Origin of the sequence: Shewanella sp. SW24 (assembly GCF_025653395.1) — a bacterium.
GTDB lineage: Bacteria > Pseudomonadota > Gammaproteobacteria > Enterobacterales > Shewanellaceae > Shewanella > Shewanella oncorhynchi.
In genome coordinates this window covers 1-26,240 of record NZ_JAKKSH010000027.1, presented here as the reverse complement: position 1 = coordinate 26,240, position 26,240 = coordinate 1, and the positions used below count along the sequence as shown (strand labels likewise).

At 44.6% G+C, this 26,240-nt stretch carries 18 protein-coding genes and 11 tRNA genes; 14 read left to right on the top strand and 15 right to left on the bottom strand.

The window, feature by feature from the left end; all coding sequences use genetic code 11:
- Positions 1-355: 355 nt before the first annotated feature.
- A complete protein-coding gene (gene gndA, locus L5M17_RS18305) occupies positions 356-1,882 on the top strand; it encodes an NADP-dependent phosphogluconate dehydrogenase (protein WP_263148755.1) in 1,527 nt (508 codons plus the stop codon).
- 131 nt (positions 1,883-2,013) lie between these two features.
- Here gndA and L5M17_RS18300 read toward each other — a convergent pair whose 3' ends face one another.
- Entirely contained in the window at positions 2,014-2,913 is a 900-nt protein-coding gene (locus tag L5M17_RS18300; RefSeq protein WP_028761102.1) for a LysR family transcriptional regulator, read from the bottom strand.
- A gap of 162 nt (positions 2,914-3,075) precedes the next feature.
- Between L5M17_RS18300 and L5M17_RS18295 the strand changes: the two genes are divergently transcribed.
- A complete protein-coding gene (locus L5M17_RS18295; protein WP_212600842.1) occupies positions 3,076-3,558 on the top strand; it encodes a DoxX family protein in 483 nt (160 codons plus the stop codon).
- Positions 3,559-3,655: 97 nt separating this feature from the next.
- Positions 3,656-4,471, top strand: a complete 816-nt coding sequence (locus tag L5M17_RS18290; RefSeq protein ID WP_263148754.1) for a DODA-type extradiol aromatic ring-opening family dioxygenase — start codon at positions 3,656-3,658, stop codon at positions 4,469-4,471.
- Positions 4,472-4,617: 146 nt separating this feature from the next.
- Here the strand turns inward: L5M17_RS18290 and L5M17_RS18285 are convergent, their stop codons facing one another.
- Complete coding sequence (locus tag L5M17_RS18285) at positions 4,618-5,493, bottom strand: 1,4-dihydroxy-2-naphthoate polyprenyltransferase (RefSeq protein ID WP_173243963.1); 876 nt, start codon at positions 5,491-5,493, stop codon at positions 4,618-4,620.
- 342 nt (positions 5,494-5,835) lie between these two features.
- Here L5M17_RS18285 and L5M17_RS18280 point away from each other — a divergent pair, with 342 nt between their 5' ends.
- From L5M17_RS18280 to L5M17_RS18265, 4 genes are all read left to right on the top strand, one after another.
- A complete protein-coding gene (locus tag L5M17_RS18280) occupies positions 5,836-6,774 on the top strand; it encodes an SDR family NAD(P)-dependent oxidoreductase (RefSeq protein ID WP_263148753.1) in 939 nt (312 codons plus the stop codon).
- Between the two features lie 237 nt (positions 6,775-7,011).
- Positions 7,012-7,878, top strand: a complete 867-nt coding sequence (gene tesB / locus L5M17_RS18275) for an acyl-CoA thioesterase II (RefSeq protein WP_028761097.1) — start codon at positions 7,012-7,014, stop codon at positions 7,876-7,878.
- A gap of 1 nt (position 7,879) precedes the next feature.
- Positions 7,880-8,281, top strand: coding sequence for a YbaY family lipoprotein (locus L5M17_RS18270; RefSeq protein ID WP_131523152.1), 402 nt, complete (start codon positions 7,880-7,882; stop codon positions 8,279-8,281).
- A gap of 740 nt (positions 8,282-9,021) precedes the next feature.
- Entirely contained in the window at positions 9,022-12,918 is a 3,897-nt protein-coding gene (locus L5M17_RS18265) for a S8 family serine peptidase (protein WP_263148752.1), read from the top strand.
- Positions 12,919-13,003: 85 nt separating this feature from the next.
- On the opposite strand, the gene L5M17_RS18260 is transcribed toward L5M17_RS18265, so the two are convergent.
- Positions 13,004-13,885 (bottom strand): LysR family transcriptional regulator, encoded by an 882-nt coding sequence (locus L5M17_RS18260; protein ID WP_028761094.1) that lies wholly within the window; start codon positions 13,883-13,885, stop codon positions 13,004-13,006.
- A 162-nt stretch (positions 13,886-14,047) separates the two neighbouring features.
- Here L5M17_RS18260 and L5M17_RS18255 point away from each other — a divergent pair, with 162 nt between their 5' ends.
- A complete protein-coding gene (locus tag L5M17_RS18255; RefSeq protein WP_263148775.1) occupies positions 14,048-15,295 on the top strand; it encodes an MFS transporter in 1,248 nt (415 codons plus the stop codon).
- A 16-nt stretch (positions 15,296-15,311) separates the two neighbouring features.
- Here L5M17_RS18255 and L5M17_RS18250 read toward each other — a convergent pair whose 3' ends face one another.
- The 12 genes from L5M17_RS18250 to L5M17_RS18195 all read right to left on the bottom strand — a co-directional run bounded on the left by L5M17_RS18250 (position 15,312) and on the right by L5M17_RS18195 (position 23,259).
- A complete protein-coding gene (locus L5M17_RS18250) occupies positions 15,312-16,691 on the bottom strand; it encodes a sigma-54-dependent transcriptional regulator (protein ID WP_173497699.1) in 1,380 nt (459 codons plus the stop codon).
- A 4-nt stretch (positions 16,692-16,695) separates the two neighbouring features.
- A complete protein-coding gene (locus L5M17_RS18245; protein WP_263148751.1) occupies positions 16,696-18,492 on the bottom strand; it encodes an ATP-binding protein in 1,797 nt (598 codons plus the stop codon).
- 129 nt (positions 18,493-18,621) lie between these two features.
- Positions 18,622-20,019, bottom strand: coding sequence for a TRAP transporter large permease (locus L5M17_RS18240; protein WP_028761090.1), 1,398 nt, complete (start codon positions 20,017-20,019; stop codon positions 18,622-18,624).
- Positions 20,019-20,675: a TRAP transporter small permease gene (locus tag L5M17_RS18235; protein WP_173497702.1), complete on the bottom strand. Its 657-nt coding sequence runs from the start codon at positions 20,673-20,675 to the stop codon at positions 20,019-20,021. Before L5M17_RS18235 ends, L5M17_RS18240 begins: the two co-directional genes overlap by 1 nt.
- Positions 20,676-20,734: 59 nt before the next feature.
- On the bottom strand, positions 20,735-21,754 hold the full coding sequence (locus L5M17_RS18230) for a TRAP transporter substrate-binding protein (RefSeq protein ID WP_113941003.1): 1,020 nt from the start codon (positions 21,752-21,754) through the stop codon (positions 20,735-20,737).
- Between the two features lie 467 nt (positions 21,755-22,221).
- Positions 22,222-22,452, bottom strand: a complete 231-nt coding sequence (locus tag L5M17_RS18225; RefSeq protein ID WP_263148750.1) for a hypothetical protein — start codon at positions 22,450-22,452, stop codon at positions 22,222-22,224.
- 167 nt (positions 22,453-22,619) lie between these two features.
- A tRNA-Val gene (locus tag L5M17_RS18220) sits at positions 22,620-22,695 on the bottom strand.
- Between the two features lie 28 nt (positions 22,696-22,723).
- Positions 22,724-22,799 (bottom strand) — tRNA-Val (locus L5M17_RS18215).
- A gap of 28 nt (positions 22,800-22,827) precedes the next feature.
- Positions 22,828-22,903, bottom strand: a tRNA-Val gene (locus L5M17_RS18210).
- Between the two features lie 47 nt (positions 22,904-22,950).
- Positions 22,951-23,026, bottom strand: a tRNA-Val gene (locus L5M17_RS18205).
- A gap of 37 nt (positions 23,027-23,063) precedes the next feature.
- A tRNA-Val gene (locus L5M17_RS18200) sits at positions 23,064-23,139 on the bottom strand.
- Positions 23,140-23,183: 44 nt separating this feature from the next.
- A tRNA-Val gene (locus L5M17_RS18195) sits at positions 23,184-23,259 on the bottom strand.
- 609 nt (positions 23,260-23,868) lie between these two features.
- On the opposite strand from L5M17_RS18195, the gene gltX reads away from it, so the two are divergent.
- The 6 genes from gltX to L5M17_RS18165 all read left to right on the top strand — a co-directional run bounded on the left by gltX (position 23,869) and on the right by L5M17_RS18165 (position 26,177).
- Positions 23,869-25,278, top strand: coding sequence for a glutamate--tRNA ligase (gene gltX, locus L5M17_RS18190; protein WP_105252064.1), 1,410 nt, complete (start codon positions 23,869-23,871; stop codon positions 25,276-25,278).
- A 105-nt stretch (positions 25,279-25,383) separates the two neighbouring features.
- Positions 25,384-25,459: transfer RNA gene (locus L5M17_RS18185), tRNA-Ala, on the top strand.
- Positions 25,460-25,522: 63 nt separating this feature from the next.
- Positions 25,523-25,598: transfer RNA gene (locus L5M17_RS18180), tRNA-Glu, on the top strand.
- A gap of 104 nt (positions 25,599-25,702) precedes the next feature.
- Positions 25,703-25,778 (top strand) — tRNA-Ala (locus tag L5M17_RS18175).
- A 129-nt stretch (positions 25,779-25,907) separates the two neighbouring features.
- A tRNA-Glu gene (locus L5M17_RS18170) sits at positions 25,908-25,983 on the top strand.
- Between the two features lie 118 nt (positions 25,984-26,101).
- Positions 26,102-26,177: transfer RNA gene (locus L5M17_RS18165), tRNA-Glu, on the top strand.
- Positions 26,178-26,240: the final 63 nt, after the last annotated feature.

Genomic DNA, 26,240 nt, shown 5'->3' with positions numbered 1-26,240 from the left:
GAAACGAGGAGTGACGTGTAGTTATTCTACTCAAATGACGAGTGACAAAGAGCAAGAGCTTGCCAGACGAACCCTTCGGGCAGCGTTTGGCTGGCGTTTTTGCTGCGTTATCAACCGTTTATGTAGAATAACTACACTGCACGGGCTTTGCCTTGCATAAAAGCCAGCCAACTCGCTGCAAAAACAACCCTGAAACGTCAACACGCCCTAGATAAAATGAGACCTAAACGATTGGTACTTTCGGCACAATCGAAATTGCTAATCGTATGTCTCTGGTAATTAAGTTACAAAGATCGGTATAATTACGCCTCAAAATTGGTTAGCTCTAACCTCTGTGACCCGTGGGAATAATATAATGCAAAACCACAGCAATCTTAATGATATCGGCGTAATTGGCCTTGGTGTTATGGGTAAAAACCTTGCGCTAAACATCGCAGATAACCAATATCACGTCAGCGCGTTTGACCTCGATCCTGTTAAAGTTAATGGTGTAATACAGCAAGAAAAACAGGAACGTGCTGGACTTGAGTCTCGCATTCTTGGCTGTGCTAATCTTACCGAAATGTTAGCCAGTCTCACAAAACCCCGTATTTTTGTGCTTTCTGTTCCCGCGGGTGCACCCGTCGATGGTGTCTGTAGTGCTTTGATTTCTGCCGGAATTGAGTCCGATGATATTGTGATCGATACTGGTAACAGCCTATGGACTGACACTGTTGAGCGTGAAGCGCGCTACAAAGGGCAGTTTGTATTTTTCAGCTCTGCAGTTTCGGGCGGCGAAGTCGGTGCGCGTTTTGGACCCTCACTTATGCCTAGCGGTGATATCGATGCATGGCACCATGTTGCGCCGATTTGGAAAGCGATTGCCGCTAAGGTTGATGCCAAAACTGGGCTACCTATCGAACGTTTCGAGCCGGGTAATCCCGTGACAGAAGGCGAGCCATGCACGACTTATATTGGTCCTGCGGGTTCTGGCCATTATGTGAAGATGGTGCATAACGGTATTGAATACGCTGACATGCAGTTGATTTGCGAAGCCTATCAAATGCTGCATGACGGTTTAGGCATGAGCGCTGCAGAAGTGGGCGATGTGTTTGAACGCTGGAACAAAGGTAGTTTAAACAGCTATTTGATGGGGATCAGTGCCGAAGTATTAAAACAGGCCGATCCATTAACGGGTAAACCGCTGGTGGAAATGATCTTAGATAAAGCGGGCCAAAAAGGCACGGGTTTGTGGACGGCCGTGAGCAGTTTACAAATTGGTTGTCCGGCGCCGACGATTGCTGAAGCTGTATATGCTCGCGCCGTAAGTACCCAAAAATCCTTACGTTTACAACTTAGCCAGAAATTGGCTGGGCCAAATGCACCTGCTATCGATGATGCGCAAAAAGCGCAGTTGATTGAAGCCCTTGAAAGCGCGTTATATTGCGCGAAAGTGTGTTGTTATGCCCAAGGCTTCCAGTTGATGGCGATGACGGCTCATGAACAAAAATGGCAGTTAGACTTTGCTGAAATTGCAAAAATTTGGCGTGCGGGTTGTATTATTCGCGCGACTTTCTTGCAATCAATCACTCAAGCCTATGAAGACAAATCTGATCTTAGCAATCTGTTGATGGCGGACAGTTTTGCGTCTGCCTTGTCTGAAAAGCAAGGCCTATGGCGTACCGCAGTCGCGACTGCGGTGATGCAAGGCATTCCAGCACCGTGTATTAGCTCGGCTCTGGCGTATTACGACAGTTACCGCTGCGAAACATTACCGGCAAACTTGCTCCAAGGTCAGCGTGACTTTTTCGGTTCCCATACATTTGAGCGTATCGATACCCCAGCTGGCGAGAAATATCACTTAGATTGGAGCGCCAAAGAGCGCACCTTAGCTAAGGTTTAGCCTGTTATCAAAATGAAAAACGCTCCTTGATAAGGGGCGTTTTTGTTTATGGTCGATGATTTTATAACGGCTTATAACTTTTTGACTTCAATTCATTTTAAGTCACTAAGTTAAATCTTAAGCTTGAATTCCTAAGTATTCAGCTCAGATGAAAAGGCGATCAGCTTTTGCCAGAGTGCTTGGGCGACGGGGCCTAAAGGTGAGTGGGGTTTTCGCATCACATAGTAATCGAGTTGAATGTTGTTTTGCCTTTCACGCAGATCCAGTGCAATCAATGCGCCCTGTTTGAGTGAATCTTCAATCATATAGTGCGGCAGTTTGCCCCAGCCCATACCACTTTGAATAAGCATTTTTTTGGTGTAAAAATCATTAACATACCAACGTCGTTGCCCCGCCTGTACCCCAAACTCAATATTCGCAGTGCCTGAGCCTGTATCTTGGATCACGATTTGGTATTCATTAACGAGCTCTCGTGCGTAGGTCAGTGTCGGATGACGCTCAAGCATGCGCGGTGCGGCAACATCGAGAAGGCTACCGGAAAAAAGATAGGCTAATTCTAAATGGCTCGAACGTATGGGTTCAATTCCGCCTGCGGAGATGATGATTTCAGCTTTATCTTGATTCAGCGCTTCGAGTGCACCAGTTAAAAACTCTTGTTTGAGAATAATTTGGGTATAGGGAAACTCATTTTGAGTCAGCTCTAAAATCGGCAAAATTCGAGCGAGATTAAAGGAGGCTTCAAAAGCTAAGGTGATGCTTGCTTCGTTACCTTTGGCTAAATGCTTCGCTACTTGCTTCATTTCTTGCGCTTCATTCAGTACCCGCAGGGTATGTTGCAGCAGTTTTCGACCTTGCTCAGTGATGGCGAGTCGATAACCTTCGCGATTAAACAGGATAAGATCGAGTTGGGATTCTAACTGTTTGATACTTTGGCTAATGGCGGGTTGGGTTTTGTGCAGTTTGTCACTGGCGGCTTTGAGTGAGCCCGCCTCAGCTACGGTTTTAAACATCAGCAGTTGGTCTAAGGTCACAAGGATTGCTCGCAAGTTATAAATTATTAGTTTAGTAGATATTAGATTTTATTCCATATTTATTTATCTTTTATCGGCTCATAATCGATTCCATTCTCGCTCGTCGTCTGCGAATTTATGCCCAAGACTGACGGCAATATCACGTTTAATGGGGTGTGTGCGATGCGATTTTCAAACTTATGTGATACTAAGGGTTCAAGTATCAATGGCTTAGTTGCAGAGGTTGATACACAGAAGTTATTCCTTTGTGCCAATACACTCAATCGCGCCGCTGCAACCGTCACATTGGCGATGAGCATAGTGTTTTTCATCTCGGGATTTGCCAAGTTATTTAGCGTGTCTATGTTCCATGTTCCGTTTACTTTGATGAATCTTCCCACCGGATTTGGCTATTTTATTGGTTTGATGGAAGTGATTGGTGCCCTTGGGTTGTGTCTACGTGACTACCGAGTGCTATCGGCGAGCGGTTTACTGGCGATTATGCTGGGGGCGATTTATTTCCACTTTAACTATGAAGCGCCGATTAATGCACTGCCGGCATTGAGCTTATCGGCAGGACTCTTTCTGATTATTAAACTCGATGAAATTGTTGAGCGTTTAGTGCGATTTCAGCGGCAGTTGGTGCAGAGTCGTTCCGCATTTTAAGCGTGCATTGAAGTGTTATGTAGAACCGTGAGTTAAGTGAGAAATGCTGAGTTTAAAGCCAGTAGTACAGATATAAGTTAATCAACACGAGAGGATTATGATGCAAGTTAACGCGAGTCGTATGCCTGTGCTATTTGTGCCCCATGGTGGTGGCCCTATGCCTTTGCTCAATGATGTTAATCATAGGGAGTTGCGTGCATTTTTAACTTCAGTAACAGCGCCAATGCCAACTCCGAAGGCGATTGTGTTGATCACTGCCCATTGGGAAGAATCTGTGGTGACTTTGTCGAGTAGCCCAAAGCCAAGTATTTTGTATGATTACTATGGATTTCCACCTGAGGCTTATCAGCTGACATATCCTGCACCCGGTGAGCCAGAATTAGCCGCACAGATTGCGAATATGCTATCGGATAAGGGCATCGCCGCCCGCTTAGATAGCGAACGCGCATTTGATCACGGTACTTTTGTACCACTTAAGTTGATGTATCCTGAGGCGAATATTCCCGTGGTGCAGATGTCGTTAGTCCACAGCCTCGATCCTAAAATCCATATAGCGATTGGGGAGGCTTTAGCGCCGCTGCGGGATCAAGGGGTGTTGATCGTGGGGTCTGGCATGTCGTTTCACAATATGCGGGCATTTTTCTCAAGCGATCTCACAGTGCAAAGACGCAGTGCAGAATTTGATTATTGGTTGACGCAAACTTTAACGGCAAGAGTTAGTTCTGCCGAGGTAAAAACAGCATTAACTCATTGGCAATCAGCCCCTGAAGCGCGTTTTAGTCATCCGCGGGAAGAACATTTATTACCGCTACATGTGTGTTTTGGTGCAGGCCATAATGGTTCATCCCATGCCGAACGCAACTTTAATGGTATTTTGTTAAACACTTTGATCTCTGGTTATATCTGGCAATAAATGGAGGGTAGGATTTCCCTCGTCGATAATAAGCCAAATTGAAGTTGTGCTGCGGCCAATAAAAAAGGTTCGTATCTATCGAAGATATGAACCTTTTTATATTCAGCATTGAGCTGTGGTGTAGCACTAGCTTAGCGGATTTACTCTTATGCGGTAAAAACTAAACCCACGCTAAACAAGGTACTAAAAATCATGGTTAACTTAGCTGTACGGCCGAGTAACGGATTTAAGGCTTCACCAGAAACGGCATAAAAATCGCTACTGAGTTTGCGGGCAATAAGCAGAGATAATCCCGCAAGTAGTACTGGTAAACCGGGTAGAATACCGAATAAAAAGCCAGCGATGACTAGACCAAAGGGCAAATAGATTAAGGCTTGATAAAGCACTTTTGCCTGAGCTTCGCCGATACGTACTGCTAGAGTATGCTTGCCCGCTTGGGTGTCGGTACGGATGTCGCGAGTGTTATTCACCAACATAATCGCAGCGTTAAATAAGCCAATCGCACAACCTAATAACCAAGCATTAACAGTCGTATCGCCCGCCTGCAGATAATAACTGCCCACCACTGCCACTAACCCAAAAAAGACAAATGCCGCTACTTCACCGAGCCCATGGGAGGCGAGGGGATAGGGGCCACCACTGTAGCCAAGAGCACCTAAAATAGCGGCTGCGGCGAGAATGGCGATGGGCCAGCCTCCGTGCCAAATCAGATATGATCCCACGGCAAGCGCCATTAAGAGACAAAATATCATGGCATTGCGAACGCTTGTTGGTGAAATTAACCCACTTTGAGTCACGCGAACGGGCCCTAAGCGCTCGTCTGTATCTATGCCGTTTTTAAAATCAAAATAGTCGTTAGCGAGGTTGACGGCGATTTGTAATAAGACAGCACACAACATTGAAGTGGCAGCGATTAACCAGCTGTAACTCTCAAGATGCAGGGCGAGAATGTTGCCTATCAGTAGGGGACCTATGGCCGCGGGTAGCGTACGGGGTCTTATTGCTAAAATCCAAGGATTCATGGCGTCCAGTCGTTATTGGTAAATAGAAATGGTACCGAGCAAGGGCTCAATTAGCGCATAGCATAACAAGATTTAACACGAAAGTGAGCACTATCTAATAAACGCATTTAACAGAGTTTGAATTGGCGCACATATGTTCACTGATGCAGGATGAGATTTGTCGTTAAGTTCAAAGAAAATCAAAAAAGTCTGTGTTTCCATAGTTAATGTCGATGGAGGCTTTGTGCTGTCCATGACATAGGCGTAACGCTAAATACTCTGTTTAGTAGATAGCATAGGCGGTTGTTACCCTATGCTCGTTATTTTTTGCCGCTACAACAATGCCGATAAGGACATATTTGGATGCGTTTTGACAATCAGGTGGCGTTAGTCACTGGGGCTGCGGCTGGGTTAGGTCGAGCGTATGCCATCATGTTGGCTGAACGGGGGGCAAAAGTGATACTCGTCGACCAGCCGTTATCGTCCTATGAGTCAGTTTCCACCGACGGTGCTCAGATGAGCCACGCCAACTTAGAATTAATGCAGACCTATTGCAGCATTATTAAACTCGGTGGAGATTGCATTTATTTTGTGCTTGATGTGAGTCAGCGAAATGAAGTAAACAGCATGATCGAAGAGGTGATCCTACGCTGGCATCGCATTGATATCTTGATTAATAACGCGGGCGTTTATGGTGCTTGTCCCTTTGAGCACATTAAACTTGAGCAGTGGCAACGGCAATTGGATGTCGATCTCAATGGCAGCTTTTATCTCACACAAGCTGTTTGGCCTTATATGCAACAACAGCATTTTGGCCGGATAATGATGACAACGGGAGTTTCGGCCTTGTTCGGTGACTTGCATCAAGTTAGTTTTAGTGCGAGCAAGATGGCGCTGGTCGGCATGGTGAATAGCTTATCATTAGAAGGTGAAATCCATAATATTCGAGTCAATAGTTTATGCCCTCAGGCCGTAACCGCGATGACGGCCAAACATTTAGCGAGTGCGATTCAGCCGCTATTTTCCTTTGAATCATTAACGGCTACTACGGCTTTCTTGGTGAGTGAACCGGCGCCAAATGGTCAACATCTACTCGCCGGAGCGGGCAGTGTTAGCCACGGCATGTTTGTCGAATTTCAGCCTATGTATTTTAATGAAGGTCTTTTTACGCCAGATAACCTCGCGCAGCAGTGGCCACAGTTACACCAATCCTTCCCCGTGACTTTGCACTCCTGTGGAGAGGATAAAGTGTTGTCTTGGTCTAAGTTAAGTGCGCTAGAACATCACATTAAAATCGATTGATTCATCATGCTTGTATTTGAACTAAGCCTGCATCTATAGCGATTTAAATGCAGTAAGTGGCTCAATAAAGCCGTAAATGCTAACCACAATAAATAACATAGACACTCCAGCGTGCCTCGTTTAATTCCTCACCGTTGGAGTGATGATTTGATTGTGAATAATCGATAGAAGACTGGTCAGCTTAAGGCTAACTGAGTTACCCTTTAAGATTAATTGCTAATTACGCAGTAGGATCCCATGAGTCAGGTATTAGACGATCTTTTATCATTACTTTCCCTTGAGCAAATTGAAATTGGCCTCTTTCGTGGTCAAAGCCAAGATCTGGGTTTTGGGCATGTGTTTGGTGGTCAGGTGATGGGTCAAGCACTGAGCGCCGCAAAACAGACTGTAGCTGCTGAGCGTAAGATCCATTCATTACACTCCTACTTTTTACGTGCAGGTGACGAGAAGTTGCCGATTGTTTATGAAGTAGAAAATATGCGTGATGGCGGTAGTTTTAGCGCTCGTCGGGTTAGTGCTATTCAAAAAGGTCGCCCCATTTTTCATATGACCTGCTCCTTCCAAGAACCTGAGGAAGGCTTTAGTCATCAAGCCGCTATGCCGCAAGTGCCCGGACCTGAAGGTTTGTTGAATCAGCAGGAATTGGCGCTGACGATGCGGGATAAAGTACCGCCGAGCATACTTGAAAAGTTTATGGCCGATGCGCCAATTGAGATGCGATTGGTCAATCCACTGCACCCTTTTGCGCCTAAAGAAACCGAGCCGTACCGTTATGTTTGGATGAGGGCTAATGGCCCTATGCCAAATGATGCCCATATCCATGAATATTTACTCGCCTATGCCTCAGACTTTAACTTTTTAGTCACGGCAGCTCAGCCCCACGGTGTATCCTTCTTAAGTCCAGGGGTACGAATGGCGACGATCGACCACGCGATGTGGTTCCACCGCCCGATTAATATGGGGGAGTGGTTGCTTTACAGTATCGATAGCCCTAATGCTAGCGGTGGCAGAGGTTACGTCAGAGGGCAGTTTTTCAATCAACAAGGCGAGTTAGTGGCTTCTTCTACCCAAGAAGGCCTGATACGCATGGTAAAAGGACGTTAGTATGTATCTGAAAATAAAATCGTTTATATTGTTCTCTCTCATGGCTGTCTTGCTCAATGGCTGCGTGACTGTAACACCTGAACAACCGATTATCATCAATGGCGCAGCTGGCTATCTAGAGAAGATCCCATTACCTCAAGGCTGCCAAATCATTATTGCCATTATTGATTTGAATACTCCAGGCGTCATCGTCGCACAAAAAACCTTCAATATCGCCAGAGCACCTGTGCCATTTAAATTTACACTGCCCGCTAAATCGATCGATAAAAGTATCCAATATGGGGTGGTGGCGATGATCAAGTTTCAAGACCAAGTGATTTTCCAAACCTATGACAGGTTCCCAGTTATCAATAATGATAAGTTCACGACAGAAGTGCTAATGAAAGCGGTTATGGCGAATTAACCACTGGCCATAACTGCAATAATATTGTTTTTATATTGATGAAGATTTAGCCCTTTCAATTCGATATTGAAAGGGCTTTTTTGTGGTCAATAATCCGCTTGCTATGCTGTAAATGTGAGATTAAGTATTAATTTGCTCTATACAGGATTAAGAATATTAATGCATAAGTTAGTTAATTTTTATAAGGGGTATCATTTTGTAAAATATTATACAAATACAAAATGCATACAATTTGTTAATTTAACGTTTCTTTTTTTGTGCTCTATTATTTCAATTTATGGTGTTTTGTGTTTATTTTGTAACTAATGATATTTATAAAAAAGAGTATTTATTTACGGGGATTTATTCTGTTTAACCTAATGCTATTTTTGAGCCGACACTTAAAGGTTAATTTTAACGCTATGATTTAATGTTTATTATTTGTTTTTATCGACTTTATACTACGACTTATCGTTGGGACATAAAACAGTCTGATAAAGGTTCTATGGATTTATTTTAACAAGGTATGAGGTTGTTCATCATTTACTGAATTGCGTTCTGTTAATTTGCTGTTTTAATTTGTATCATCGCGTGTTACAAATTGTCGCGATAAAACTCAGTGATCATCATCACAGTAAATTGAATGGTTATTCATAAAAAATGTCAGTTACGGGTGATGTTTTTGGTTGTCGCAGCGTTTTCATGCCACCCAAACCTGAGTTTTATAAATCATACAACTTATAAGAATTAGGGAAGTTACAATGAAAACTAAAATAGCATTAGCAGTGTCTATGGCACTGTTATCGTCGGCGGCAAATGCACAAACCGTATTATCACCTACGGGTGAAACCTTGCAGTTAGATATTCCAAGTGAATTACAAGTCACTTCATTACGCGGTAACGCTGCCGGAGCTGAGGTTAAGTTTGTACCAGAAGCAGATTTAGGTGAGGGTGAATATACTTATATCGTTCGTTTACGCGATAGTTCGGTTGCTAATTACCAAGGAACTATTCCAGGATTGAAAGCGACTAGTTCACAAAGAGTGCAGGTAAACGGTACTTCAAAAGTTGCTGTGAACGGCAAACTTGATGCTTCTAAAGCTGAAGTCAAAAGTTATGTTAGTTATTTGAAAGTAAAACAGAACCGATTTTTAGCTAACGCGAGTGCTGCTATTGGCACCAATCTGCAACCATTAACGACATATCAGTATGCGTTAAACGGTATGGCGGTTCGCATGACTCAAGCTCAAGCGAAGAAAATGGCTGAGTTACCTGAGGTTGCGTTTGTTGAGCGCGAGCGCATGGAGCAAATGGAAACCGATGTCAGTCAAGCGCTTATCGGTTCTCCTAATGTATGGGATGGCAGTGCGACGGGCACGAAAGCCATGGGGGAAGGCGTGATCGTCGGTATTATCGACTCAGGTATTAACTCAGATCATGCTTCATTCGCTGATGTTGGCCAAGATGGCTATGACCACACAAACCCATTAGGTCAAGGCATCTATATTGGTGATTGTAAAACTGATTTCGCGAGCATGTGTAATGACAAGTTGATTGGAGTTCGCAGTTACTCTGAGATAACAAATAACTACGACGATGCAAAAGTGTTTGGTGACACCCCTCCAGCTAAAAATGGTGAGGATTACGGTGGGCATGGTACTCACGTTGCGAGTACCGCAGCAGGTAACATCCTAGTGAATGTGCCTTATGTGCAAGGTGAAACAGGTAAGTTAGAAAGCGATGGCATTGCGACAGGCCTTGAATTTAAACAAATCTCAGGTGTTGCACCACATGCAAACATTATAGCTTATCAAATTTGTAATCCGGGTAATGCGGGCGACACTTATTCTGGCTGCCCGACCGCACCGATTTTAAAAGCCTTAGATGATGCGATTAAAGATGGCGTCGATGTGCTGAACTTTTCTATCAGTGGCGGTGGAAACCCGTGGAATAGTGCGACGGAACAAGGCTTTTTAGCCGCGCGTAATGCGGGGATTTTTGCTGCAGTGGCTGCGGGTAACACACGTGCCGCGACAAACACGAGCCCTGCGATTAATCAAATACCTTACTCTACGCCTAAAAATGCACCTTGGTATACTTCGGTCGCTAACTCGACTCATAACCGTGACATAGTACGCGCCGTGGAATTTAATGGTAAAAACTATCATTACACTGCTGGTTCTGGTCCGGTTCAAACTGAAGTGCTCAAAGGTGTTCCCCTTTATGCTGGCGCAATTGATGCGACCAATTTTGAAGCCTGTAAACCGTTCCCAGCAGATGCCTTTAAAGACAAGATCGCCGTTTTAAGACGCGGTGTTTGCTCATTCGATATCAAAGTGGCCGCAGCAATGGCCGCTGGCGCTAAGGGTGTGATTGTTTTCAATAGAGATGGTGAAAATAATGCGCGTCTGACTATGTCGGGGCTGGATAAATTGAATATTCCAGCGGTATTTATTGGTGATATTGATGGCTTAGAATTGATTGCTGCTATGGCGGCAAATCCTGCTCTTGAAATCACGCTGTCTCCAACCCCTAAAGTTGCCAGTAAAGAAGCGGATGTTTTATCTGCCAGTTCATTGATTGGACCTAACCTGACTAACGATGTACTCGTACCCTATGTCGCTGCACCGGGCAGTGACATCTACGCTGCTTATTCCGACCAACAGTTTGGCCATGATGAAACAGGTACAGATCCTGCTGATTTCACTTTGATGTCAGGTACTTCAATGGCGAGTCCTCACGTTGCCGGTGCTGGTGCGTTACTTAAATCGCTGCATAAGGATTGGACGCCAGACAATATTCGTTCTGCGCTAATGATGACGTCAACGACAGCCCAAGCCATGAAAAAAGCCGATGGTAAAACCGTTGCTGATCCGTTTGACGTAGGAGCCGGTCGTATTCGTGTTGATTTAGCGGCAAAAACGGGCTTAGTGATGGATGAAAGTGCCCTAAACTACGAGATTGCTAATCCTTCGACAGGTGGCGATCCACGTAAGCTAAACATTCCAAGCATGGCTGATTCACGTTGTATCGATACTTGTACTTGGACACGTACTGTCACTGCAACGGCTGATGGTAGCTGGACTGCAAAAGGCGTTTCCGCAACGGATAAATTCGCGTTAACTGTGACGCCAGAAAGCTTTAATCTCAAAAAAGGTGAAAGCCAAACGATTACAGTGACTGCGGATGTGACTGACGTCGGTGCAAGTTGGGGCTTTGGTAACTTAGTATTAACGTCCGATACTTTCCCAACGGCTAATATGCCGATCGTAGCTAAGATAGCTAAACGCGATTTACCTGTTTTGGTTAATGTTTCAGCCTCACGTGATGCAGATGAACGTAATTTGGCGCACTTGAAAGCGATTGATCTACCGGGTGTTGCGGCGACAGTGACTGCACTTAAATTAAGCGCTACTTATGAATCAAGTGTGAAACAGGATTCAAATACCGATAGTGCATTTGATGATTTGGCCGATGGCGTAAAAGTATTTAGCTTTAATGTTGAAGATAAAGCTTTATATTTCAATGCATCAATCGGTAATACAACCTCTCCTGACTTAGACATGTTTGTGATACTCGATAAGAAAGACGGTAGCAAGCTTTCTATCGCGGCATCTTCTGCGTTTGGCGGTTCAAAGGAAAGTGTATCCATTAAGAACCCAGTGAAGGGTGAGTATATTGTCGTTGTACAAAACTATCAGGCATCTGCAGCCGATGCGGATGATGCCTTTAGTTTGAAACAAGTAACCTTATACGATGAAGCGGGTGATAACTTAACTGCAAATCTTACGGGTGATCATAAAGATTTCAATGTCAACTTAGCATGGAAACAAGCGATGCTAGTGGGAGATGCTGGCATAGCTATGCTGACGCTGACCACCACTGATGACAAAGTCGCACCAGTTAAAATTCCGGTCGTATTTGAGCGCGTCAGTGATGACGTATTACCCCCTCTAGGCAGTACAGTTTCTGGTGAATTAACACCTGGCACCGCTAAAGTGATGAAGACGCGTATCGAAGCGAACAAAACGCAAGAAACCCGTGTTTACACCCTAGAGGCGTTATTACCAGAAGGTCACGAAGTGGCTAATATTAGCCATCAAGGTGCGCAAGTGGGCAATAAGATCACTTGGACTATCGAAATGGCCTCTGCTGCTGCGGCATTAGATGTCACGTTTGACTTAGTGCCACGTAAGGCGAGTCAAGGCAACATAGTGGCATTGACCAACAAAGTGAATAACGACTCGGCTGAAATCTTGAAGCAGGAGTATCAATTTGATGTTCCAGAAGTGGCGCCAGTAGCTGTGATTGAAGCTCCTGCCACTGTCCAAGAAGGTAAACCTTTGTTCATCGATGCGAGCAAGTCGTCGGATGCCAACAATGATCCTTTGACCTACAAATGGACTCAGTTAGGGGGCGCTAGCTTTAACTTTGACGCTAATGCGGCCAAGCTTAATCTCGTTGCACCAAACGTGAGTGGCTCTGCTCAGACGGTTTCATTCCAACTGACAGTATCTGATAACCACGGCAATAAAGATTCAAGTGTTGTGTCTGTATCTGTGACTGAAACACCAGCCAAGAAAGATGATGGTGGTGCCTTAGGTTGGTTAAGCTTGTTGTTGCTACCTTTTGCTTTTGGTCGTCGTAAACAAGGCTAAACCCTCAGAGTAAAATCGGAAGGTTTAATGGTAAGAGTGAAGGGCTGATATTGATATCAGCCCTTTTTGTATTTGCTGGTTTGGGTTAGCGATTTGACATTAAAAAATCGACAAATGCGCGGTCTGCTTGGCTGACGGGGCGCTGCTTTTTCCATGCAATATGGAGGTTTAAAAATACCGGTGGATCGAAGGGTTTGGCTAAAATGTCATCTTTTGAGCTTATCGCCATCTCAAGTACACTGGTGATCCCAAATCCTTGGGAAACAATCTGTTTAATCAGATTAATAAGATTGGTCTCGAAGGCAATATTGGGCTTTTTGCCTAATTCTTTGGCTTGAGATAGTATCCACTCACGGTGGAAATAACCTGTTTTGAACATCACTAATTCATGGTCGAAAAAGTCATGTAGACTCACAGCGCTATGTTCTGCTAAAGGGTGTTCAGCACCCATGGCGATCACCATTTGCTCACGGATCAACAGCTGACTATCAAATTCGGGTTGTAGGTCTTGGGCGGTAATGATCGCAATATCCACTTCTTCCTGTTGCAACATGCGCAGTGCATCCCGCGTCCCGCCTTCAAACAGTGATAGTTTCAACTCGGGGTATTTATGCCGAAAAGCCATTAAGCGCGAGGGGAGATAGAAAGAACCCAGCATGCCCGGCACGGCAATGCGGACCTCTCCCGAGGTGAGATTGGCCATGGCGCGGATTTGCGCTTCGGCCTGCTTAACTTGTTTTAGGATCAAAGTGGCGTGTTGATGCAGGACTATACCTTCGGCCGTGAGTGTGAGCAGTTTATCATTCTTGTTGCTCGTACGATTGACTAAGGTGACGCCGAGTGCGACCTCTAAGCGCTTGATACTTTGACTTAACGCGGGCTGAGCCATATTCAGTTTCTTGGCTGCGGCGGTAAAGCTGCCGGTATTGGCAAGGGCATCTAAATGTTTGAGTTGGCGAATATCCATTAATCGGGCTCGTACTATTTTATTAGTGGCAAGAAGTGTACTTTTGGTGCGCTATTTCTATAACAAAAATCAATGATTACGATAGATATTATCTATTATTGTTATGTTATGCCCAGTGATAATCTTTGTCTATCCTATGAGTGATACTTGGTTGAGGCTCCCGTGCAAGCCGTATTAGATACTATGATTGACAATAAACAGCGTGACACCCGATTGATGTGGGCGCTCTGCGTCGCTTCAGTGGTGGTCTATATCAACTTGTATTTAATGCAAGGCATGTTGCCGCTGATTGCGGAACATTTTGCGGTATCAGGCTCTAAAGCAACCTTGATCCTGTCGGTGACCAGTTTTTCCTTAGCCTTTTCATTGCTCTTGTATGCGGTACTGTCAGATCGTATCGGTCGACACACTCCAATTATTGTCAGCTTGTGGTTATTGGCATTGTCTAACTTACTATTAATTTGGGCACCGGATTTTAATGGGTTAGTGCTAGTACGATTGCTACAAGGTGCATTACTCGCTGCCGTACCTGCGATTGCCATGGCGTACTTTAAGGAGCAATTATCACCAAGCACTATGCTGAAAGCCGCAGGCATTTATATCATGGCGAACAGTATTGGCGGGATTGTTGGACGTCTGCTCGGTGGTTTAATGTCGCAGTTTTTATCTTGGCAAGAATCTATGTGGTTGCTGTTTCTAGTGACGTTAGCGGGGGTGGCTTTAGTGAACTATTTGCTGCCTTCACTTGCCGATGCGCAGTCGATGTCCCCCAGTAACACTGAGCCTTCCTTATCAAAACGCGTCCGTTTAGCGCAAGATCTTCATGGCTTTAGTCATCATCTCACCGATGCGCAAATGCGTTTGGTCTACGCGATTGGTGGCTTGACCTTTATGATGATGGTGAATCAATTTAGCTTTATTCAACTGCATTTGATGGCTCCACCCTATGAATGGAGTCGTTTCCAAGCCACCTTGATTTTTCTGTGTTATTCCAGCGGGACTGTCGCTTCGTATTTTACTGCAAAGTGGCTCGCCAAATTTGGTCAACATAAGTTGTATCAATGGTCTTGGTGCGTGATGTTACTCGGCAGTTTACTGACCCTGTTTGATACGACCTTAACCATTAGCTTAGGTTTTTTAATGACCGCCTGTGGGTTCTTCCTTACCCACAGTTGTTGTAATTCCTTTGTTGCAATGCGGGCCAGTCGTGATCGAGCTAAGGCAACGTCACTCTATTTATGTTGTTATTACTTAGGTGCTGCGATTGGCGGCCCTTATTTGATGATGTTTTGGCATGAGGCGCAGTGGCGAGGTGTGGTGATGGGGTCGTTAACCTTATTAGCCTTGATCGCCTTAGCTATCACCCGTTTGCATTACCATCAAACTCATGTCAAACGGGCGTTGGTCTAAAGCTTAAATATGCCTTTTAGTCATCGGAATTAATGTACTGTTTGCGGTCTAAATCGTATTTACGCATTTTGTCGTAGAGGGTTTTTCGGGGCAGTTCTAGCTGCTCCATGGTCTGCTTAATACTGCCCTTGTTGTGGCTAAGTGCTTCTTCAATCAGTACCCGTTCAAAAAACTCTACCCTTTGTAGCAGGGACATACTCGAGTGCAGGCTTGGAGTATTGCCTAACGTGCCAGCAAAGGCGGCTTCTCCGCCCAGCAGCACAAAGCGTTCGGCGAGATTACGTAACTCACGCACATTGCCTGGCCAGTCGTGGGAAGTAAGTATCGCGTTTTGCTCTGCATTTAAGGCGATAAGCGCTTTGTGATAGCGTGCCGATGCGACGCGGGCAAAGTGTAAAAAGAGTAACGGAATATCTTCACGGCGATCTCTCAGGGGAGGGATGGGTACAGTCACCAGATTTAAGCGATACAACAAGTCTTGGCGAAATTCCCCTGTGTCACACAGGCTCTTTAAATCTACTTTAGTGGCGGCGATTACCCGTATATCAAGGCTGATGCTTTTGTTTGACCCTAAACGTTCAACCTTACGATCTTCAAGCACTCGCAGCAGTTTTACTTGCAACGACAGTGGTGTACTTTCAATTTCATCTAAAAATAACGTGCCACCATTGGCATATTCAAATTTGCCAATGCGCATCTTATCGACGCCAGTAAAGGCCCCCGCTTCGGCGCCAAAGAGTTCACTTTCAATCAGGTTTTCGGGGATTGCACCACAGTTGATGGCGACAAAGTTAGCTTGGCTGCGGCTGCTGTGGTCGTGTAAATAGCGGGCAACAAGTTCTTTACCTGTACCTGTTTCGCCTTCAATTAACACATCCGCAGGCGTATCTATCACTTGCGTTATGATGTGGCGCATACGGTTGATGCCGACACTGTTGCCCAAAATACGAGGGCCCGGTACGCTTTGGCTTTCGAGATCCTTTTTAAGCTTGCGGTTCTCTAAGGTCAGACTGCGTTTTTCTAAGGCGCGTTTAACCACATCGAGTATATGTTCGTTATTAAAGGGTTTTTCGAGGAAGTCGTAGGCGCCTTGTTTTAACGCATTGACTGCCATGGCTATATCACCAAAACCAGTGAGTAGCACGACGGGGAGATCGGGATCTTGCAGACGGATTTGTTGCATTAAGCTGATGCCGTCTAATTGTGGCATGTTGACATCCGATATCACCATTCCCGCCCAATCTTTATGCAGCAACTTAGCGATACCTTTGGGTTCTGTGGTGGCGAGCGCCTTAATGCCCTCCAGTTCAAATAGTTGAACGAGAACTGTGCCTATGTGCGGCTCATCGTCGATGATGAGAACAGAATAATCTTGAATTGAATTGGGCACACTCATAAAACTAACGTTCCTCGAGCAAGTAAATAGGTAAAATAATCTGGAAAATAGCGCCACCCTCTTCGGCATTGGCAACGTTAATTTGGCCTTGCATGGATTCGATAATACGTTGTGAAATCGATAAGCCTAGCCCCAGTCCGTGCCGTTCGTTGGTGGTAAAGTAGGGTTCGAAGATTTTCTCCATTTGGCTTTCACGTACACCCGGGCCTGAATCTTGGATACTGATGCAAAACTTATCCTCACTGGTCACGCGGATAATCAATTGGCGTTTAACCGATTGTTGCATAGCGACAATGGCGTTGCTCATAATGTTGACAAACACTTGTTGTAATCTAACCTTATCGCCCCAAACCTGATAGTTGCCGTTGGGTAATTGCACATCGAGTTCAACACCCTGTTTATCAATTGCAGGTTGAACTATGGTCAGGGCTTGCTTGATACAGCGGCCAATATCGGTTGCGCTATCAGCGCCTTGGCTCTTGCGGGTAAAGCTTTTAAATTGCCCAACAATATCGGCTAATCTGTCGGTAAGTTCAATAATAATCTTGATATTATCCAGTGCCTTATCTTGCATATCACGGGCGAGAAAAGTTTGGGTATTTTGGGCATAGCTGCGAAGTGCCGCGAGTGGTTGATTGAGTTCATGGTTAATACTGGCGGATAAACTTCCGATCACTGTCAGTTTTGCCGCTTGGATCAGTTCATCTTGAGTATCTTTGAGCTGATTGTTAGCCTGTTGTAAGTCCTGAGTACGTTCTTCAACTCGCTGTTCTAACAGGCTTTGTGCTAGTTGCATTCGGTGTAGATTGCGACGGCGCTCGGCGTTAAATAGGATGCTGAGTGCCAGCAAAAGATAAATACTGGCTGACAGTAACATCAGTGCGGGCAAAGAGGTCAGTAAAGGTTTGATTGGCGCTAAGATGTGTACTCGCCAGCCTGCCTTCGCCATTGATTGGTGGATGTCCATGTATTGTTCATGGTCTGTACCCGTTTGCAGCTGGTAGAGCATAGCTTGACTACCACTTTCATAGGGCGGCTTCATCAACAACTCTCCTATGGGACGTTCTGCATAGCGTTTTGAGGCATTAAGGGCATATTGCTTGGCTTGGGTAAGCGGGGTTAGTGACTTTAACCGCCATTCATCGATACTGGAAATAAAGACGATATCTTCAGGATCACTGATAAGGAATTGATACTGACCCGCAATCGCAATACTGGTACTTTGTTGCTCTATGTCGGCAATATTAACTTTGACTATGATGGCTCCAAGTATGCCTTTACCACCTTGTTGATAAATAGGGTAAGAGAAATAAAATCCGCGCTTATCTGAGCTGGTACCCACTGCATAATAACGGCCTAGATTGCCCGAGATAGCATCTGTGTAATAGGGTCTAAAGGAGTAGTCCTTGCCTATAAAGGAAAAACTTTGTTGCCAGTTACTGGCGGCAATGGCGATACCTAAGGCATCAATCAGATAGATATCGGATGCTTCGGTGACATGCTGAATTTCTTCGAGATATAAATTAAGCTCTTGAACTTTATCTAGATTCTGCTGGTCGTTCAGGACATTGGCGAGCATTGGGTTAGTCGAGAGCACGTGGGGAATACTTTCGTAGCGCGATAGTGCACCATCGAGAAAACTGACTAATTCCTTTAGTTGTTTCTCCGATTGCTTTTGGATCTCGATTTTACCTTGATGCAAATGCACCCAGTAGGTCAGTTTGAGGGTTGCAAATAGGCCTGCAAGTAACACAACGGTCAGAAAGAGGCGTTTCTTGGCCTTAGGCGTCATGGGCAACATGGTGGTTATCCTGATAAAGCAACGGGATCAATAACTGATACTGCGCATAATAAAACAAAGCGAGCCTGACTAGGCTCGCTTAAAATCTATCTGTAATCAAGGGGTAATCTCACAACCTTGAATTGCAGACTAATATCCACGCATCGAATCCAACCATTCAGGTAAGAAGAGTGAAATCTGTGGTACGTAAGTAATCAGGGCTAAGAAGGCTAGCATCACGAGTAACCAAGGCAGAACCGACTGAATCACCCAACCAATACTGCGCCCTGTGATCCCAGCGGTGACAAAGAGATTGAGTCCCACCGGCGGCGTTAGCATACCGATCTCCATGTTCACGACCATGATGATACCCAAGTGGATAGGATCTATGCCTAATTGCGTTGCAATAGGGAACAGAATTGGCGCCATAATGAGTACAATCGCCGATGGCTCCATAAAGTTACCAGCAGCAAGCAACAGTAAGTTAACGATGATCAGGAATCCCCAAGCGGGTAAACCCATGCTAACAATATACTCAGCAATAATGTGAGGGATACGTTCTGTGGTTAATACATGCGCAAATAGCATAGCGTTAGCTATGATAAACAGCAGCATGATACTGACCTTGGCACCATCGCGCACAACATGACGTATGTCTTTGTCGATAGGCGTTTTAATCAGTCCTAAGAACATATGGCCTAAGTTACGCGCAGTTGCTTTGGCTAAGTTTTCACCTTGATTACGCCATGCCACGTCTTTTAATGGCCCGATATCACGGTAGCCAAATACCGCAATAAGGTAAGCATATACACAAGCCACAGCTGATGCTTCGGTTGGGCTAGCGACGCCACCATAGATAGAGCCTAATACGATAAAGATGAGTGCTAATCCACCCATTGCCTTGGCACTTGAAATCCCCAGTTGTTTAACGCCTGGAAAAGGACGTGAGGGCAAGTTTTTAAAGCGGGCAACGATATAAATGACGATCATCAATATAAATCCCATCATTAAACCTGGGATTAAGCCTGCCATAAACATTTTTGCAGCCGACACTTCCGTTGCTGCGGCATACACTAACATGACGATTGAAGGTGGGATCAAAATCCCGAGAGTGCCAGAGGTCGTGATCACGCCTGCAGCAAATTTTTCGGGATAACCTGCTTTTACCATGCCGACTATGACGATAGAACCAATTGCCGCAACAGTCGCAGGAGATGATCCAGAAACCGCAGCAAACAGCATACACGCCATAACGGATGCCATCGCTAATCCACCACGGACATGTCCAATACTGTCCATGGCAAAATCGATAATCCGTCTAGCGACACCACCCGTTGATAGGAAGGCGGATGACAGAATAAAGAAGGGGATTGCGAGTAAAGTGTAATGCTCTGATGAAGACTCATACAGCTTGAGTGCAACTGAAGCTAAGGAGTCATTCGAGAACAATAAAATCGTCAGCATGCTGGAAAAACCTAATGCGATAGCGATAGGCATACCGAGAAACATACATACGAATAGGGCGGTAAATAGGGTTGCAATAGCCATTATTTAGCCTCCTTTTGGTCAGAGACTGGATCTACTTTAGCGTTTTTAGCGCTCTCATCGATTAAATGCATACTTTCTTTCGCTTCATCGGCAAATTGGAAGCCTGAGACTTGGTCACGCAGAATGGCGATAAAGAGTTCGACGAAACGCCAAGTCAACATAAAAAAGCCAATAATTAAAATACTTTGAGATAACCAAATCGGTATTGCGCCATCTTCAATATCGATTTTTAAAGTGTTCCAAGCAAAATCTGGATCGAGGCTTTTTAATATAAATTGTGGGAAATGTATGTCTTCCATAGGCAAACCGATTTGATACATCTGGCTTAAGTAATCCCAACTGCCTTTTAAAAAGAGTCCGCAATAGACGATACAAACAAAGGCGGTAATAAGAGATACTATCTTTTTAGCCTTTGGCGCTAAATTTTTAACAAACGCATCGACACCAATATGGGCACCGACTTTAACCCCATAGGACATACCAAATAACACAAACCAACCGCAAAAGGTTAATGTAAGTTCTTGGATCCAAAGAAAACCCGTGTTGAAGAAGAAGCGAGCGACGACTTCTGAAAACACTAACAGCGTCATCAGAGTGATCAATAAATTGAGCACACCTTCTTCAATATAACCAAATATTCGCGATATCACAGCCATAATCCCCTCGCTGAAATGGCCGCCTAAGCTCGGTTGAGCTTAAGCGGCTATCATCATTATTATTTATTTGCAGCTACAGCAGCATCAATCACATCTTTTCCGATTTGATCTTCAAACTTAGCCCAAACAGGTTTCATTACCTCAACCCATTTTTGACGTTCAGCAGGAGACAGAGTCACTAACTGTGAACGTTTAGAATCAAGGATTAACTGTTTGTCTTCATTGTCTTTTTCAGCAGCAATCTTGTTACCTAATGCGATAGATTCGTCTAAAGCTTCTTTGATGATCTTACGTTTGTCAGCAGGTAGACCTTTCCAGAAAGTGTCAGAGGTCACGACCATATAGTCGAGAACACCGTGATTACTTTCAGTGATTTGGCTTTGCACTTCATAGAACTTTTGTGAATAAGTATTTGACCAAGTGTTTTCTTGACCATCGATAGCGCGGGTTTGAAGTAGGGTAAATACTTCAGAGAAAGGTTTTTTCACAGGGATTGCACCAACAGCATCAAACTGGGCTGCTAGAACATCAGATGCCATAACGCGGAATTTCAAGCCTTTTGCATCAGCAGGATTTTTAAGTGGTGTGTTAGATGAGAACTGTTTCATACCATTGTGTAAATAACCCAGACCGACAATTCCTTTACGGCTCATGGAGTTCAGTAATGTTTGACCAGCTTCACCTTGTTGGAAACGATTCACGGCATCCATATCATTGAATAGGAAAGGTAAATCGAATATTTGTAGACGTTTAGTGTAACGCTCAAACTTTGAGAGTGAAGGCGCGACAAATTGTACGTCGTTTAACAGCAGTGCCGCTAGTTCGTTGTTATCCCCAAATAACTGTGAGCTAGGAAATACACTGACTTTGTATTCACCTGGTAAACGTTGTTCAACGAGTTCTTTAAATTTAAGTGCCATTTGGCCTTTAGGTGTGTTTTCTGCCACTACGTGTGAAAACTTAATTTCAATCGGTTCTGCAAATACGTTAAAACTGGTCGCAAATACGGAGGCAACAGCGAGCATTTTGACTAAGGTTTTGAGTGGACGGGTCAATCCAGTTTGTTGATTCAATATCATCTTGAGTTCCTTTTTCTGTTGTTAGGATTTGTCCTCAGTCTTGGTTAGTTTGTTACCAAGTTTGAGTAGGAATACAGCCTTGATTTCCCTGAGGTCTGTCTTACTAAAGGCAAATACCACGCCAACTTACACTGGCTTCTGTAAGTGTTTGGTTACTAAAGTGTAGTTCATTTGATGTTTGTCACACTTTTAGTTTGGTGGGTGAGATCTCGCTCACAGTGATTTTGTGTTTGGGTGGAAACCCACCCATAGTGAAGATCGGCCCCAAATTGACGGCTCTTGTCGTTGCAGATAAATTAAACAAACTTAGTTATTTTGAGATCAAAAAAAGCCGTAAAAGTATGCGATATAACGACAAATATTGTGGTGGGCTGCTTTAGGAGAAGAAGTGTAGGTGAGATGTGAAGTCTATGGAGGTTAAGTCGATAGCTATCGTAGTCAATCAAGACACAATTCATTTGATGCTGTTAGTTATCCTCTAAAAGAATACGTTTAAGGATAGCATCGCTAGGTAACAAGGCTAAATGGCCTTGTTCATCAAAGTACCAACCGGTAATAAAGCCTTTTTGGCGCATGCTGACGAGATTATGCATGACTTCCCGCGCTTCTTTTAGAGCCGTTTGCTCATTGCAGGCGTGGGTATGCTTTAAATAAGTGGCGATATTGGCAAGAGAAGCGGATTGACTGACGCTGGCCATAATGTTGATCTCCAAAAATGCTAAAGCAGAATGAAATCAGGCTGAGTGTCGATAGTGCTTAGTATTTAACGAAATATAAAATGCCGAACAGCATAATTTAGCACTCGCTGATTGAGATCAATCATAGTTGAGTAAGCGCGTGGGTAAAGTTTATTGGTGGTAAAATATGGTGGTCGCTGCTGGGCTCGAACCAGTGACCCCCTCCTTGTAAGGGAGGTGCTCTCCCAGCTGAGCTAAGCGACCTGGGATATAACGTGTGTATTGCAGAATATGGTGGTCGCTACTGGGCTCGAACCAGTGACCCCCTCCTTGTAAGGGAGGTGCTCTCCCAGCTGAGCTAAGCGACCTGGGATATAACATGTGTATTGCAGAATGTGGTGGTCGCTACTGGGCTCGAACCAGTGACCCCCTCCTTGTAAGGGAGGTGCTCTCCCAGCTGAGCTAAGCGACCTGGGCATTCTTAAATTACACATTTTTAAGTCATTCTTCACTAAAGAATGGTGGTCGCTACTGGGCTCGAACCAGTGACCCCCTCCTTGTAAGGGAGGTGCTCTCCCAGCTGAGCTAAGCGACCTGGGAATGACTTTTACACATTAATACATCAAGCTATATGGTGGTCGCTACTGGGCTCGAACCAGTGACCCCCTCCTTGTAAGGGAGGTGCTCTCCCAGCTGAGCTAAGCGACCTGGGATATAACATTTTGTATGCCATAATTTCTTTGTAGAAAATATGGTGGTCGATACTGGGCTCGAACCAGTGACCCCCTCCTTGTAAGGGAGGTGCTCTCCCAGCTGAGCTAATCGACCTCGCTGTGTGGAGCCGTATTATAGGGAGGTTCGATCTAGTGTCAACGCTTTTTAGTGAAAAAAGCATTGGTCGCGCTATTTTTGTCCACATTGGCTTAATGCTAATCACGCCGCCGATCAAAGTGTTATTTAATTCGCCAGTCAATGGTACGTAATTTGGACGCTCGCGATTAAATACGGGTTGAACTCATCCCATTCACCTGACTTTTTTGTGGTAAAAGTGCTGAGGAAGTGAGTGATTTATAAAAATTAGCGCACTAAATAGTATGAGTGCATTGATAGTGTATAGATGAGCGTGTTCGATGGCGCAGATATTTATAGTCGAAGGAATATAGGTGTAGAGATTTAGGGTTGGAATATAAAGCCTGAAAATCATCTCAAGTGTTAGCATTAATCAATGGTGGTGATAGCAATAGTGCCACCTTTATATATCGCTTTATATTGGCTTCCCTATATAAAGGAGAGGGATTAGCGACACGATTTAACTAGATAAGTGATACTGTGAAGCTTGTCCCATTTGCAGCGCCTGCTTTGACTGTTAGAATAAGCCCACTTTTTTTATCGTGATTGTCTTTATCTAGACGACTTTATATAGGTTAGTGTCCCATTATGACAACTAAGACGCGTTTTGCCCCTAGTCCTACCGGTTTCTTGCATGTTGGTGGTGCCCGTACTGCACTTTATTCTTGGTTACAAGCCCGTGCCAATAACGGTGAGTTTGTATTACGTATTGAAGACACTGATATTGAGCGTTCGACTCAAGCCGCTTGCGATGCGATTTTAGAAGGCATGAATTGGCTAGGTTTGACATGGGACGAGGGCCCATATTACCAAACTAAGCGTTTTGACCGTTATAACGAAATCATTGCTCAAATGTTAGAAAAGGGCACAGCGTACAAATGTTACTGTTCACGTGAGCGAATCGATGCCTTAAGAGAATCACAGGCCGCTAACGGTGAAGCACAAAAGTATGATGGTTGCTGTCGCGACTTACCCGCTCGCGAGACTGATGAACCATTTGTAGTGCGTTTTAAAAATCCAATCGGTGGTTCAGTGGTATTTGATGATCATGTTCGTGGTCGGATTGAATTTTCTAACGATGCATTAGATGACTTGATCATCGCCCGTACCGACGGCGTGCCAACCTATAACTTCTGTGTGGTGGTTGACGATTGGGATATGGGGATCACTTGTGTGGTGCGTGGTGAAGACCATATCAACAATACCCCGCGTCAAATCAACATTCTTAAAGCATTAGGGGCGCCGATCCCAGAATATGCACACGTATCTATGATTCTAGGTGATGACGGCGCTAAGTTGTCTAAGCGCCATGGCGCTGTTAGCGTAATGCAGTACCGTGACGATGGCTATTTACCAGAAGCACTGCTGAACTATTTAGTGCGTTTAGGTTGGTCACATGGCGACCAAGAGATTTTCTCATTAGAAGAAATGAAGCAATTCTTTAAGTTGAGTGACATCAACAAAGCCGCTTCTGCTTTTAATACCGATAAACTGGTGTGGTTGAACCAACACTATATAAAGAGCCTAGATCCAGAATATGTGGCAACACACTTACAATGGCACATGGACGATCAAAAAATTGATCTGTCAAATGGCCCAGCATTAGCTGAAGTGGTCACTGCATTAGCTGAGCGCGCTAAGACTCTAAAAGAGTTAGCTGCATCTAGCCGCTATTTCTATGAAGATTTTGCTGAGTTTGATGAAGCACAGGCGAAAAAGCATTTACGCGGTGTTGCGTTAGAGCCATTGCAACTGGTGCAACAGAAATTATCAGCATTAACTGAGTGGACAGCTGAAGCTATTCATCAGGCAATTGAAGATACTGCGACTGAATTAGATGTGGGTATGGGTAAGGTCGGTATGCCTTTACGTGTTGCAGTAACAGGGGCAGGGCAGTCTCCAGGCTTAGATATCACACTATTTTTAATTGGAAGAAGCCGTTCTGAGCAAAGAATATCCAAAGCGATTGAATTTGTAGCAGATAGAATAAATTCCTAAAAAAACGAGTTGACACTTTTAGGTGCGCTGCATAGAATGCGCCACGCAGTTGAGACACAGTCGAGCAAATGCTTGCAGTGCACTTAAATGTAGTTCGATAGGTTTGGGGTTATAGCTCAGCTGGGAGAGCGCTTGCATGGCATGCAAGAGGTCCACGGTTCGATCCCGTGTAGCTCCACCAAACTTACCGTAGATGTTAAACGGGAACCTTTTCTAGTGAAAAGTTCAAATTAATATGTCCGGGGTCCCCTTCGTCTAGAGGCCTAGGACACCGCCCTTTCACGGCGGTAACAGGGGTTCGAATCCCCTAGGGGATACCAAATATTGGTTCCTAGCGAATAACTAACGAGTTATTTGGTAAGAACAAAATCTAAATTTCTGCTGATACATATACTGCTAAAGTTAGCTGTGTTGACAAAAATTTGGGGCTATAGCTCAGCTGGGAGAGCGCTTGCATGGCATGCAAGAGGTCCACGGTTCGATCCCGTGTAGCTCCACCAATTTACTGCCTTATTAAGCAGAAACGAAAGTTTAAATTAATGCACCCAGGCACAATTCGTTATTTAGAAGAGTGCATATGAGGCCGTAGATGTTAAACGGGAACGTTAGGTTCAAATTAATATGTCCGGGTCCCCTTCGTCTAGAGGCCTAGGACACCGCCCTTTCACGGCGGTAACAGGGGTTCGAATCCCCTAGGGGATACCACATTTGGGTTCCTAGCAAATAACTAACGAGTTGTTTGGTAAGAACAAGGCATTTGCTTCCTAGCCTACTGAAGTGAATGTGTTACAAARCTCGGTTACGAGTTAAAACATAAGTCCGGGTCCCCTTCGTCTAGAGGCCTAGGACACCGCCCTTTCACGGCGGTAACAGGGGTTCGAATCCCCTAGGGGATACCATCTATATTTTATAGAGAGTGGTTCCTAGCAAATAACTAACGAGTTGTTTGGTAAGAACAAGGC

Bases quoted from the DNA above. Each gene is read 5' to 3' on its own strand.
- gndA (WP_263148755.1), top strand. From the start codon at position 356: ATGCAAAACCACAGCAATCTTAATGATATCGGCGTAATTGGCCTTGGT.
- L5M17_RS18295 (WP_212600842.1), top strand. From the start codon at position 3,076: ATGCGATTTTCAAACTTATGTGATACTAAGGGTTCAAGTATCAATGGC.
- L5M17_RS18290 (WP_263148754.1), top strand. From the start codon at position 3,656: ATGATGCAAGTTAACGCGAGTCGTATGCCTGTGCTATTTGTGCCCCAT.
- L5M17_RS18285 (WP_173243963.1), bottom strand. From the start codon at position 5,493: ATGAATCCTTGGATTTTAGCAATAAGACCCCGTACGCTACCCGCGGCC.
- L5M17_RS18280 (WP_263148753.1), top strand. From the start codon at position 5,836: ATGCGTTTTGACAATCAGGTGGCGTTAGTCACTGGGGCTGCGGCTGGG.
- tesB (WP_028761097.1), top strand. From the start codon at position 7,012: ATGAGTCAGGTATTAGACGATCTTTTATCATTACTTTCCCTTGAGCAA.
- L5M17_RS18270 (WP_131523152.1), top strand. From the start codon at position 7,880: ATGTATCTGAAAATAAAATCGTTTATATTGTTCTCTCTCATGGCTGTC.
- L5M17_RS18265 (WP_263148752.1), top strand. From the start codon at position 9,022: ATGAAAACTAAAATAGCATTAGCAGTGTCTATGGCACTGTTATCGTCG.
- L5M17_RS18260 (WP_028761094.1), bottom strand. From the start codon at position 13,885: ATGGATATTCGCCAACTCAAACATTTAGATGCCCTTGCCAATACCGGC.
- L5M17_RS18250 (WP_173497699.1), bottom strand. From the start codon at position 16,691: ATGAGTGTGCCCAATTCAATTCAAGATTATTCTGTTCTCATCATCGAC.
- L5M17_RS18245 (WP_263148751.1), bottom strand. From the start codon at position 18,492: ATGTTGCCCATGACGCCTAAGGCCAAGAAACGCCTCTTTCTGACCGTT.
- L5M17_RS18240 (WP_028761090.1), bottom strand. From the start codon at position 20,019: ATGGCTATTGCAACCCTATTTACCGCCCTATTCGTATGTATGTTTCTC.
- L5M17_RS18235 (WP_173497702.1), bottom strand. From the start codon at position 20,675: ATGGCTGTGATATCGCGAATATTTGGTTATATTGAAGAAGGTGTGCTC.
- L5M17_RS18230 (WP_113941003.1), bottom strand. From the start codon at position 21,754: ATGATATTGAATCAACAAACTGGATTGACCCGTCCACTCAAAACCTTA.
- L5M17_RS18225 (WP_263148750.1), bottom strand. From the start codon at position 22,452: ATGGCCAGCGTCAGTCAATCCGCTTCTCTTGCCAATATCGCCACTTAT.
- gltX (WP_105252064.1), top strand. From the start codon at position 23,869: ATGACAACTAAGACGCGTTTTGCCCCTAGTCCTACCGGTTTCTTGCAT.